Below are 12,004 nucleotides of genomic sequence, written 5' to 3'. Positions count from 1 at the left end.
CCACTCGTAAAGGACTCAGATGACCAGCCTGACCGAAGCCGTGGTAGCCGGAGCCGACGGCCGGGAACTCCAGCAGCACCCCGTCCCCGACGAGTTCCGCGCCGCCTACCTCCGGGTCGAGGACACCGGGATGTTCGCCGGTGTGCGGGACAAGGACGTACGCAAGTCGCTGCACGTCGGCCCGGTCCCGACGCCGGAGATCGCCCCGGACGAGGTGCTGATCGCCGTCATGGCCAGTGCCATCAACTACAACACGGTCTGGTCGGCCACCTTCGAGCCGATGCCGACCTTCGGGTTCCTGAAGCACCTCGCCGCCAAGGGCGGCTGGCACACCCGGCACGACCAGCCTTATCACGTGCTCGGATCGGACGCCGCGGGCGTCATCGTGCGGACCGGATCGGCCGTCGTCGGATGGCAGGCGGGCGACCATGTGGTGGTCGCCACCGGGCACGTCAACGACCAGGAGCCGGCCAGCCACGCCGACAGCATGCTCAGCGACCATCCCCGCGCCTGGGGGTTCGAGACCAACTTCGGCGGCCTCGCGGACTACTGCGTGGCCCGGGCCAGCCAGCTGCTGCCCAAGGCCGCGCATCTGACCTGGGAGGAGGCGGCGAGCAACCCGCTGTGCGCGGCCACCGCCTACCGCATGCTGGTCAGCGACAAGGGCGCCCGGATGAAGCAGGGCGACATCGTGCTCATCTGGGGTGCCAGCGGCGGACTGGGGGCGTACGCCGTGCAGTTCGTGCGCAACGGCGGCGGCACGTCCATCGGTGTGGTCAGTTCCCCCGAGAAGGCGGAGATCGTCCGCAAGCTCGGCTGTGACGTCGTCATCGACCGCACGGAGATCGAGGGGGACGCCCCCGGCTCACTGGGGACCCCGGAGGGGTGGAAACGGATGGGCAAGGCCATCCGCAAGGCGGTGGGGGAGGACCCGCACATCGTCTTCGAGCACGTCGGCCAGGCCACCTTCCCCGCCTCCGTCTATCTGGCCCGGCGCGGTGGCACCGTGGTCACCTGCGGTTCGAGCACCGGGTACCACCACCAGTTCGACAACCGCTATCTGTGGATGAACCTGAAGCGGATCGTCGGCAGCCATGGCGCCAATCTCCAGGAGCAGTGGGAGACCAACCGCCTGATCAGCCAGGGCAGGATCCTGCCCGCGCTGTCCACGGTCTACGGCCTCGACGAGGTGGGCGAGGCCGCGCGCAGTGTTCAGCGCAACCAGCACGTCGGCAAGGTCGGCGTCCTGTGTCTGGCCTCCGAGCCAGGGCTCGGCATCACCGACCCCGCCACCCGGGAACGCGTCGGAACCGACCGGCTGAACCTCTTCCGGACCACAGCGGGCAGCCATTGATGGAGCCGATCCTGCAGGCGGTCCTGGACTCCTCGAAACCGGGAGCGGGCCGGCTGTCCCCCGGCGACCTCGCCGGTCTGCCGCTGCCCGAGTCCTACCGGGCCGCGACGCTCCACCGCGACGACGTGTCCATGTTCGAGGGCCTGGACAGCGCGGAGAAGGATCCGCGCACGTCGATCCACATCGAGGAGGTGCCGCTCCCGGATCTCGGTCCGGGGGAGGCCCTCGTCGCGGTGATGGCCAGTTCCGTCAACTACAACACCGTGTGGTCGTCGATCTTCGAGCCGGTGCCGACCTTCGCCTTCCTGGAGCGGTACGCCAAGCTCTCCCCGTCGACGGCCCACCACGATCTGCCGTACCACGTCATCGGCTCCGACCTCGCGGGCGTCGTCCTGCGCACCGGTCCTGGCGTCCATGTCTGGCAGCCCGGTGACGAGGTGGTCGCGCACTGTCTGTCCGTCGAACTGGAGTCCCCGGAGGGACACGACGACACGATGCTCGACCCACAGCAGCGCATCTGGGGCTTCGAGACCAACTTCGGCGGTCTCGCCGAGATCGCGCTGGTGAAGTCGAACCAGCTGATGCCCAAGCCGCAGCATCTGAGCTGGGAGGAGGCCGCGGCGCCCGGCCTGGTCAACTCCACCGCCTACCGGCAGCTGGTCTCCCGCAACGGCGCCCAGCTGAAGCAGGGCGACAACGTGCTGATCTGGGGCGCGAGCGGCGGTCTCGGCTCCTGTGCCACCCAGTTCGCCCTCGGCGGCGGCGCCACCCCGGTCTGTGTCGTCTCCAGCGAGCGGAAGGCCGAGATCTGCCGTGCGATGGGTGCCGAGCTGATCATCGACCGCACCGCCGAGGACTACCGGTTCTGGAAGGACGAGCACACCCAGGACCCCAAGGAGTGGAAGCGTTTCGGCAAGCGCATCCGCGAGCTGACCGGCGGCGAGGACGTCGACATCGTCTTCGAGCACCCGGGCCGTGAGACCTTCGGCGCCTCGGTGTACGTCACCCGCAAGGGCGGCACGATCGTCACCTGCGCCTCCACCTCGGGCTACCGCCACGAGTACGACAACCGCTACCTGTGGATGTCCCTGAAGCGCATCGTCGGCTCCCACTTCGCCAACTACCGCGAGGCCTGGGAGGCCAACCGCCTCATCGCGAAGGGCCGGATCCACCCGACGCTGTCCAAGGTCTACCCGCTCCAGCAGACCGGCCAGGCCGCCTACGACGTGCACCGCAACCTCCACCAGGGCAAGGTCGGCGTCCTGTGCCTCGCCCCCGAGGAAGGTCTCGGCGTGCGCGACCCCGAGCTGCGCGCCCGGCACCTCGGCGCCATCAACCGTTTCCGCACCGACGGGTGAGACCCCACCGCCCGGTCGCGGCCACTCAGCAGGAGAGCAAGCACCCTCCCCCACACGAGAGAACCCGGAGACCACCGTGAGCGGAACGAAGGACGAGTACACGACACCCACAGGGGACGTGTGGTTCACCTGGAACGACGCCAGGGTGGAGGAATCCGCCCCCGAACCGACGTACTCCGGAACGCTGTTCGACGAGACGCTGCGGGACGGCCTGCAGGCCCCGCACATCCGCAATCCGACCCTGGAGCAGAAGCTCGCCATCGTGGACCACATGGCCCGCTCCGGAGTGCGCTCCGCGGATCTCGGCTTCCCGGGCTCGGACGCGGCCGCCCTCCGGGAGTGCACGGAGCTCGCACGGCACATCGCCGTCGGCGGCCTGGACCTGACACCCGCCTACGCGGGCCGTACGCACCCGTCGGACATCAACGCGATCTGCGAGGTGGGGCAGCGGGCCGGAACGGCGGTCGAGGCCTACATCTTCATCGGTGTCAGTCCCATCCGGCAGTATGTGGAGGACTGGGACATCGAGTTGATCAGATCCGCCATCCGCACATCGGCAGCGGACTGCCGGCGTGAGAACGTGGAATTCGTCCTGGTGCTGGAGGACGCGGTCCGGTGCACCCCACAGGTGCTGGACAGTGTCTACGACATGGCCGTGGAGACGGGCACGACACGGCTGACCCTCTGCGACACGGTCGGTGCCGCGGTGCCGCGCGGCACCGAAGCCCTGATCCGCTGGACCCGGCGGTACTTCGCCGACCGCGGTCATCCCATGGCGCTCGAATGGCACGGGCACAACGACCGGGGCCTGGCCCTCGTCAACTCGCTCTGCGCGCTCGCCCTGGGCTGCGTACGCGTCCACGGCACCGTCCTCGGCATCGGCGAGCGGGCGGGCAACGCCTCTCTGGACCAGCTCATGGTCAACAGTCACCTGGACGGGCACCACACCTACGACCTGACGGCGCTCCGCGAGTACTGCGAGTACGCGGCGCCCGTGCTCGGCGTCGACATCCCGCAGAACTACCCCGCGATGGGCCGGGACGTCTTCAAGACCAGTGCCGGCGTCCACGCCTCCGCGATCCTCAAGGCCCATGAGAAGGGCAGCACGGCGCTCAAGGACAGCGTCTACGCCGGGGTTCCGGCCGGACTGCTCGGCCGTGAGCAGGAGGTTCTCGTCGACGCGGCCTCGGGCGCGAACAACGTCAAGTACTGGCTGACCGTGCACGGGCATCCCACCGACGACACCTCCCTGATCAAGCGGGTCCTGGAGCGGGCGAAGACCAGCCGGGCACCCCTGACCGACGAAGAGATAGGGCAGATCATTGCGACCGCCGGGTGAATCGACGGGGCAGGGCCCCGACCGCACGATCAGGCTCCGCGGCAACGTCCTCGTGCTCACCGAGGATCCCGGCCTGATCGCCGCGCAACTGGACGGCAGCAGCGCCCTCACCCCGGCGCAGCTGCTGCGCGAACCGCTGAGGAACAACATCTCGACGGACGAGATCATCCCCGGCTGGTGCTGCTACTGGTACGACGAGAAGCTGGGCGACTACGCCTACCTCGGACTGCGCGAACGGCGGTTCGGCGAGGGCGCGGTGAAGGCGTTCGCCCCGCAGATCGTCGTCAGCGGTGAGGCGAAGGGCAGCGGTTCCTCCCGGGAGCACGCCGTGTACGCGGAGAAGTACTCCGGGGTCGAGCTGGTCTTCGCCCGCTCCTTCGAGCGGATCTACCAGCAGAACTGCCGCAACGTCGGCATCGTCACCTGCGACGACTTCGACGTCCTCGGGGCCCTGCTGGACGGCGAGACGCTTCCGCTGGAGGCGTTCACCCGCAGCGCGAACGACATCGAGCGGGCCATCATCGACCTCGGTGGCCTGTTCGGCTTCAACCGCGAGCACCGGGAACGCGGCGAGCACGGCGAGCCCCGCGACGGAGCGCAGTTCGGCGGGAGCAGGCCGCTCAACGTCGTGGAGAAGATCATCCAGAGCCGGCTCTCGCCCCGGAACCTGCTCCCCGCCGACGCCGGTGTACGGGTCGGCGAGTCCTACTTCGTCCAGGCCGACGTCCGGTTCTCGCACGAGTACGTCACGCCCATGGCGGCCGGCATGTTCACCCAGCAGTTCGGCGCGGACGCCACGCTCGCCGACCCGGACTCCTGCTACTTCTTCCAGGACCACCTCTCGCTGGCCGAGCAGGTCCTCACCCGGCGCCCGCGCGGCCCCGAACTGATCGAACGGGTCCACAACCTCGGCCGCCGGCAGCAGGAGTTCGCCGCGCTCGGCGGAGGCCACTTCATCGGCCCGTCCGACACCGGCGGCAGCCGCGCCATCTGCCACAACTACATCGTGGAACACGTCGCCCGGCCCGGTGACGTCATCATCGGCACCGACAGCCACACCTGCACGGCCGGCGCCGTCGGCGCCGTCGCGTTCGGCGTGGGCGCGACCGACATCGCGAACGCCTGGTACAACCGCGAGATCCTGGTGAAGGTCCCCGCGGTCATCCGGGTCGACCTGCTGGGACGGCTCCGGCAGGGCGTGTGCGCGAAGGACCTCATGCTGACGCTGCTGACGCACCCGATGATCGAGGGCAGTCAGACGCTGGGCAGGGTGCTGCTGTTCACCGGTGAGGGCTGTGCCACGCTGAACATGGACGAGCGCGCCACGCTGTGCAACATGGCGGTGGAGGCGGGGGCCATGACCGCCCTGTTCGAACCGGACCGGGTGACGCGTGCCTATCTGGCCGAGCGCCCCGGCGCGGCGGCCCCGGTCCCGGCCGCGGACTCCGCGGACGACACCGCACTGACCTCGGACGCGGATGCCTCCTACAGCGCGGTCGTCGCCATCACCCTGGCCGAGGTCGACGCCATGGTGGCCCTCCCCGGAGACCCCAGGAACGCCGTGCCCCTCGCCTCCGTCCACGACGACGTCGAGGTCGACAAGGTCTACGGCGGCTCCTGCACGGGCGGCAAGGCGTACGACATGGACATGTACGCGAGCGTCTTCGAGCTGGCGCGCTCCCGGGGCATGTCGGTGCCCGAGGGTGTGCAGGCGTACATCCAGGTCGGCAGCGAGTCCGTGATGAAGTACGCGGACGAGCGCGGCTATCTCACGCTGTTCGAGCAGGTCGGGGTGCAGGTGCTGCCGCCCTCCTGCGGAGCGTGCATCAATGCCGGCCCGGGTGTCTCCGAGAGCCCGGACGAGGTCACCGTCAGTGCGCAGAACCGCAACTTCCCGGGGCGTTCCGGGCCCGGCCAGGTGTATCTGGCCTCGCCCTACGTCGTGGCCGCCACGGCGATCGCCGGACGCCTCAGCTCGGTCGAGGCCATGCTCATGGCGCCGGGGCAGCGGGCGTCCGCGTCCGCTGCCGTCCCCACGGAGGTGCGCCCGTGAGAATCGCGGTGGTTCCCGGAGACGGGATCGGCAAGGAGGTCGTCCCGGCGACCCTGCCCGCCCTGACGGCGCTCAGCGAGGCGTTCGGCCTCGGCATCGACTACGACGTCTTCGACTGGGGAGCCGACCAGTGGCTCGCCACGGGCGTCGGACTGCCCCCGGGGGCGATCGACCGCCTCGCCCGCGACTACCGGGCGGTCTTCCTGGGGGCGCTCGGCGATCCCCGCATCCCGGACATGGCGCACGGCCGTGACATCCTGCTCGGCCTGCGCCGGGGGCTCGACCTCTATGTCAACTACCGTCCGATCGTGCTGGAGCACGGTGTCATCGACCTCTACCGAGAGAACACACAGGGGCTCTACGCGGGTGTCGGCGGCTCGATCAGCCGGCACGGGGCGGTCACGGTGGCGATCGACGAATGCGTGTACACGCGGGAGATCGTCGAGCACTTCGTCCGCCACTGCCTCGGCCGCCTCCGCGAGCAGGGCCGTCGCAAGGTGACCCTGGTGCACAAGTCCAACGCCGTGCCGAACACGGGCAGGCTCTGGCAGGACGTGTTCCGGCGGGAACTGGCGGCGTTCCCCGAACTGACCGGCTCCGAGGAGTACGTGGACTCGTTCTGCTACAACCTGGTCCGCGATCCGACGCCGTACGAAGGCATCCTCGCGTCCAATCTCTTCGGCGACATCATCAGCGACATCGGTGCGGCCCTGATGGGCGGCCTCGGACTCGCGTCGAGCGCGAGCATCTGCCCGGAGACGAACTTCGCGCTGTTCGAACCCGTGCACGGAAGCGCCCCCGACATCGCCGGGAAGGGTACGGCCAACCCGTATGCCGCGGCGATGTCGCTCGCGCTGATGCTCGACCACTTCGGCCATGGCGCGGCGGCCGGGCTGCTCCGTGCCTGTGTGACGGGCGCAGCCGGCAGTGAGGCGGCGACACCCGATCTCGGCGGGAAGGGAACCACACAGCAGTTCATGGACCAGGTGATGGCCCAGCTGGAGCGCGAGCTCCCGAACCGTCGCCGGGTGGACGTCGACGGCCGTCCGGCCGCGGCGGGAGAGCTGTGACCTCCATGGACGCACGTGTTCCCGCTCCCGGCCTCGCGGCCCGGGCGGTCTCGGCGAGCGGTTCGGTCATCCGGGAAGCGCTCGCCCTGACCGCCCGGCCCGAGGTGATCTCCTTCGCCGGCGGACTCCCCGCCTCGGATCTTCTCGACACCGAGGGGATCCGGGCCGCCTACGACCAGGTGCTGAGCGAGTCCCCGCATCGCGTCCTGCAGTACTCCACCACGGAAGGCGACCCGGAGCTGCGGGACGCGATCGCGTCCCGTCTGTCCCGGCAGAATCTGCACAGCCGTCCGGACGACCTGGTCGTCACCACCGGCGCGCAGCAGGCCCTCGCGCTGCTGACCACCACGCTGCTGGACCCGGGTGACGTGGTGGTGGTCGAGAACCCCACCTATCTCGCGGCCCTCCAGTGCTTCCGCTACGCCGACGCACGCGTCGTCCCCGCGCCGACGGACGACCAGGGGATCGTGATCGAGGCCCTGGCGGACATCGCCGCCAGGGAACGTCCTCGGCTGCTCTATCTGGTCCCCACCTTTCAGAACCCCACCGGGCACACCCTGCCGGCGGAGCGCCGCCGTGCCGTGGCACGCCTCGCCGCGGAACACGGGTTCTGGATCGTCGAGGACGACCCTTACGGTGAACTGCGGTTCCGCGGCGCACCCGTGCCGTGGATCGCGGCCCACCCGGAGGCCGCGGACCGGACCGTCCTTCTGGGAAGTCTGTCCAAGGTCCTCGCGCCCGGGATGCGACTGGGATGGCTGCGCGCTCCGCAGGAGCTGTGCCGCTCCTGTGTGCTGGCCAAGCAGGCACTCGATCTGCACTCCTCGACCGTCGACCAGGCCGCTGCCGCACGGTACCTGCGGGAACACGACCTGGACGCACGTCTGGTGTCCGCCAGGGCCGCCTATCGGGAACGCTGCGAGACGCTGCTCGGTGCGCTGCCGCACGTCCTGCCGCGGGGCAGCACCTGGAGCGTCCCCGACGGGGGCATGTTCGTATGGGTGCGGCTGCCCGACGGGTACGACGCGGGCGCCCTGCTGCCCGAGGCCGTCGACCGGGGCGTCGCCTACGTTCCGGGTGCCCCGTTCTTCGCCGGTGCGGCGGACCCCGCCACCCTGCGGCTGTCGTTCGCCACGCACCAGCCGAGCGAGATCGAACGGGGGGTGAAGAGGCTCGCCGGTGTGTTCCACCCGGACCGCCGCCCCACAGACCGGAGTTGACCGCGGAGGCAGTCCGCGGGGAAGCACGGCGGCGCGATGATCGCGCCGCCGTGACGTATGACCGCTCAGACCAGATGCCCGGTGCGCCGCCGTCCCCGGGTGTACTCGGCCTCGGCGAGCACCGCTGCCATCAGCTCGGAGTCGAGGGTGGACGCGTCGGCCAGCCGTGAGCTCGCGGCGTGGGCGTTGAGCAGGAGCTTGTTGACCCGCAGAGCGGCGGGGGAGCGGCGCAGGATCGGCTTGTACCAGGCCGTCACCGCCGCGTCGAGGTCTTCCTCGGGTACGACGTTCTGCAGTACGGAGAGGGTCAGGGCCTCCTGGGCGGTGAAAACACGGCTGGTGAGGATGAGTTCGCGGACGCGGGCCGCGCCGACCTCGGCAAGGAGCCGGGGAAGCAGGCCGCCCCAGGCGGTGGGCAGGCCGAGGGCGAGTTCCGGGAGCCGGAAGGTCGCGGTGTCGGCCGCGACCCTGAGGTCGCAGGCGAGCGCGAGCGCGAGGCCCGCGCCGATGGCCTTGCCCTGGATGCGTGCGATGGTGACGGCCGGGTTGTCGGTCAGGGCCGCGCAGACGCGGCGCGCCTTGGCGCCCGAGGCGCGGATGCCGCTGCCCGCCGGGTCCTCGGCCAGGTGCTCGGCGTACTCGGTGCGGTCGCCCCCGAGGCTGAAGTCGGGGCCGGCACCGGAGAGCACGATGACCCGGGTGCCGGCGTCCTGGGCGTCGAGGACGGCGAGAAGCTCGTCGAGCAGGGTCTCGGTGACCGCGTTGCCCTGGTCGGCAGCGTTCAGCTCGACGGAGAGCACGGGCCCCTGCCGGTCGGTCCGCAGCGTCTTGAGGGACTGGCTCGTGGGGCTGGGCAGGGCACTCATGTCGTCACTTTCAGGGAGGTCACACGCCGGAAGACCATACGGGGCGCGTAGGAGGGTCCGGCGGTGAGTCGAAGGGTCGGGAATCGATTCAGCAGACGGGTCAGCAGGGTCTGGGCCTCGAGCCGGGCCAATGCCGCGCCGAGGCAGTAGTGGGCTCCACCGCCGAAGGTGAGATGGCCGCGGTCGCGGCGGAGGATGTCGAAGGCGTGGGGGTCCTCGTTGCGGCGCGGGTCGTGGTTGGCGGCGCCGTACAGGACGTGGACCATCGTGTCCCTGGCGATGGGCACGCCCCCGAGGACGGTGTCGTCGGCGGCGACCCGCGAGTTGAGGTGGATGGGCGGGTCGTAGCGCAGGGCCTCGTCGATGGCGTCGTCGATGTGCTCGGGGTGGCGGCGCAGCCAGGCCCAGCGGGCCGGGTCCTCCAGAAGGAGCCGGACGGCGACGGAGAGCAGGGTCGCGGACGTCTCCAGGGAGGCGATGGTGATGAACATCGTCAGGTAGTAGAGGAGGCGGTCCGCGGCTTCCCGGTCGTCGGGCATCTCGGCGTCCCAGTGGCGGATCCACCCGGAGACGACATCGTTGCCAGGACGGGCGCGGCGCTGCCGGACGAGGTCGGTGAAGTACGTCCGAAGCTGGAGGGTGGCCTCGGCGGAGAGGTCGAGCTGGGTCTTGGTGGGCAGGAGTTCCTGGGCGTGCACCTGCCGGTGGGTGATGTCCAGGACGTGCGCGTAGTCCTCGGGGGGGATGCCGAGCCAGCGTCCGACCGTGCGGACCGGCAGCTGCTCGCTGACGGCGGCGACGAAGTCGGCCTCGCCGTGGGCGCGCAGCCGTGCGTCGAGGTCGTCGAGGAGCTGGTCGACGTGTTCTTCGATGTCGGGCCGCATGCCGTCGAGGGTGTGACGGTCGAAGAGGTTGCCGAGCGCACGGCGCTGGCGGGTGTGGACGGGAGCGTTGAGCCGGGACAGGACGTGGCTCATCTCCTGGGTGGCCAGTGCCTGCCAGCGCTCCGGATCGGGCTGGCGCTCCTGCCACGCGATGTCGGGCACCAGCCAGTTCCTGCCGCGCAGGACCTGGCTGCATGCCTCGAAACCGGTGATGAAGTAGCCGCCCCAGGGGGCGGGTACGACGTCTCCCAGCGCGCGTAGCTCTGCCCAGACGGGGAGGGGGGTGTGTTGGCCGTCGGTGGAGCGAAGACGCCGGAGGACTGAGATGACGGCGCGGCGGTCGATGGTTGTGCCATCTATGCCACTTATGTCGTCAACAGCGGTCACGCGGGGCTCCTTTGGCGGGGCGTTACCGAAGCGATTCCGGCGGAATCTACCCTTCCATGACCTTGGGTCATGCCCCGCTGAGTGTTGCCCCTGTCACATTCCGTGCCTCACACGCGGAACACGTCGAGGAAGGTGCTCCAGAATCCCTTCCTGGCCGGCCTGGTCTCCTGACGGGGGACCGGTGCGGTGCGCGCCCGGGGCGGCTCCGCCGTCGCCGTCCGCGCGGCCTGCGCGGGGGCGTGGAGCGCGGCCACCCGGGTGCCGGGGGTCGGGGTGAACCGGACGGGCAGGGCGGCCAGGGCACGGTGGAAGGGACCAGGACGCCACTGCAGATGGTCCGCCGGAACATCGAGGGCGAGGTCGGGCAGCGCGTTGAGGATCGCCTCGATCGCCGTCAGGGCGATCACCGTGGCCGGGGACTTCGCCGGGCAGGCGTGCGGCCCGGCGCCCCAGGCCAGGTGCGCCCCCTTGCTGAGGGACTGGCGGGCCTCCCGGAGCGAGGGGTCGTTGTTGGCGGCCCCGAAGCTGATGACCAGGGGGGCGTTGGCCTCGACGGGAACGCCGCCCAGGTCCACGTCGTGGACGGGGTAGTGGGTGGCGTAGTTGGCGATGGGCGGGTTGTTCCACAGGACGTGGTCCAGCGCCTCTTCGGTCAGCATGCCCGCGCCGCGGGCGGAGGAGCCGCTCGACAGCAGCAGGAGCAGGGCGCTGCCGATGAGGTTGCGCTCGGGCTCGACGCCGGCGCCCATCAGCATGACCAGCTGGTCCTTGAGCTCCTCGTCGTTCAGCCCGGCGGGGTGCTGGATGAGCCAGGAGGTGACGTCGTCCCCGGGCTCACGCCGCTTGAGCGTGATCAGCTCCATGAGACAGGAGGTCAGCTCCTCGTTGGCCTTGAGGGCGTCCTTGCCGTCGAAGATCGCGGACATGGAGCTGGTGAGCCGGTCGCCGATGCCGGCGGGGCAGCCGAAGAGCCGGTTGAACAGCAGCAGCGGCAGCAGCTTGGCGTAGTCGTTGAGGAGGTCGGCGCGCCCGCGCTCGCTGAACTGGTCGATCAGGAACGCCGCGATGGGCTCGACGTCACGGCGGATCCTGCCGATGTTGAGCTGGTCGAGGCTGTCCGTGACGGCCTTGCGCAGCCGCAGATGGACGGCGCCGTCGGTGAACAGGCAGTTGGGACGGTACGCCATCATCGGCAGTACCGGGTTGTCCAGGGATATTCGGCCCTCGTTGAGGGCCTTCCAGCGGCGGGGGTCCCGGCTGAAGTCCGTGGTGTTCTGCAGAACGGTCCGCGCGGCCTGGTAGTCCGTGACGAGGGTTGCGTCCACGCCCGGGGCGAGTTCGACCGGGGCCGCGGGCCCGAACGCACGCAGGGAGTCGTACACGCCGTGGGGGTCGTCGGCGAAGTCCTGGCCGTGCATGGGGCATCTAGCAGGGACGCCCGAGACGGCGGCCGAATGCTGAAGGTCCATGAGG

The 12,004-nt window shown here is 70.2% G+C and carries 9 protein-coding genes; 6 read left to right on the top strand and 3 right to left on the bottom strand.

Features of this window, described 5'->3' with window-relative positions:
- Positions 1 to 19 precede the first annotated feature (19 nt).
- The 6 genes from ccrA (AB0L95_RS13050) to AB0L95_RS13025 all read left to right on the top strand — a co-directional run bounded on the left by ccrA (AB0L95_RS13050) (position 20) and on the right by AB0L95_RS13025 (position 8,394).
- Complete coding sequence (ccrA, locus tag AB0L95_RS13050; protein WP_365161215.1) at positions 20 to 1,354, top strand: crotonyl-CoA carboxylase/reductase; 1,335 nt, start codon at positions 20 to 22, stop codon at positions 1,352 to 1,354.
- Positions 1,354 to 2,712 (top strand): crotonyl-CoA carboxylase/reductase, encoded by a 1,359-nt coding sequence (ccrA, locus tag AB0L95_RS13045; RefSeq protein WP_365161213.1) that lies wholly within the window; start codon positions 1,354 to 1,356, stop codon positions 2,710 to 2,712. The genes ccrA (AB0L95_RS13050) and ccrA (AB0L95_RS13045) overlap by 1 nt, the downstream gene beginning before the upstream one ends.
- Positions 2,713 to 2,788: 76 nt before the next feature.
- Positions 2,789 to 4,051, top strand: a complete 1,263-nt coding sequence (locus tag AB0L95_RS13040) for a LeuA family protein (RefSeq protein ID WP_365161211.1) — start codon at positions 2,789 to 2,791, stop codon at positions 4,049 to 4,051.
- Complete coding sequence (locus AB0L95_RS13035) at positions 4,035 to 6,104, top strand: aconitase family protein (protein ID WP_365161209.1); 2,070 nt, start codon at positions 4,035 to 4,037, stop codon at positions 6,102 to 6,104. The genes AB0L95_RS13040 and AB0L95_RS13035 overlap by 17 nt, the downstream gene beginning before the upstream one ends.
- Positions 6,101 to 7,174, top strand: coding sequence for an isocitrate/isopropylmalate family dehydrogenase (locus AB0L95_RS13030; RefSeq protein ID WP_365161207.1), 1,074 nt, complete (start codon positions 6,101 to 6,103; stop codon positions 7,172 to 7,174). Before AB0L95_RS13035 ends, AB0L95_RS13030 begins: the two co-directional genes overlap by 4 nt.
- A gap of 5 nt (positions 7,175 to 7,179) precedes the next feature.
- Complete coding sequence (locus tag AB0L95_RS13025) at positions 7,180 to 8,394, top strand: PLP-dependent aminotransferase family protein (RefSeq protein ID WP_365161205.1); 1,215 nt, start codon at positions 7,180 to 7,182, stop codon at positions 8,392 to 8,394.
- A 65-nt stretch (positions 8,395 to 8,459) separates the two neighbouring features.
- Here the strand turns inward: AB0L95_RS13025 and AB0L95_RS13020 are convergent, their stop codons facing one another.
- From AB0L95_RS13020 to AB0L95_RS13010, 3 genes are all read right to left on the bottom strand, one after another.
- Positions 8,460 to 9,260 carry an enoyl-CoA hydratase/isomerase family protein gene (locus AB0L95_RS13020; protein WP_365161203.1) on the bottom strand — a complete coding sequence of 267 codons (801 nt, stop codon included), beginning with the start codon at positions 9,258 to 9,260 and terminating at the stop codon, positions 8,460 to 8,462.
- The gene (locus tag AB0L95_RS13015) at positions 9,257 to 10,531 is read right to left on the bottom strand and encodes a cytochrome P450 (protein WP_365161201.1); all 1,275 of its coding nucleotides are present in this window, start codon (positions 10,529 to 10,531) and stop codon (positions 9,257 to 9,259) included. The genes AB0L95_RS13020 and AB0L95_RS13015 overlap by 4 nt, the downstream gene beginning before the upstream one ends.
- Before the next feature lie 107 nt (positions 10,532 to 10,638).
- A complete protein-coding gene (locus AB0L95_RS13010; RefSeq protein WP_365161199.1) occupies positions 10,639 to 11,949 on the bottom strand; it encodes a cytochrome P450 in 1,311 nt (436 codons plus the stop codon).
- Between the last annotated feature and the right edge of the window lie 55 nt (positions 11,950 to 12,004).

It is taken from the genome of Streptomyces sp. NPDC052036 (genome assembly GCF_040680495.1).
Lineage (GTDB): Bacteria > Actinomycetota > Actinomycetes > Streptomycetales > Streptomycetaceae > Streptomyces.
The sequence above is the reverse complement of the archived record's forward strand: the minus strand, read 5'-3'. Positions and strand labels throughout refer to the sequence as shown.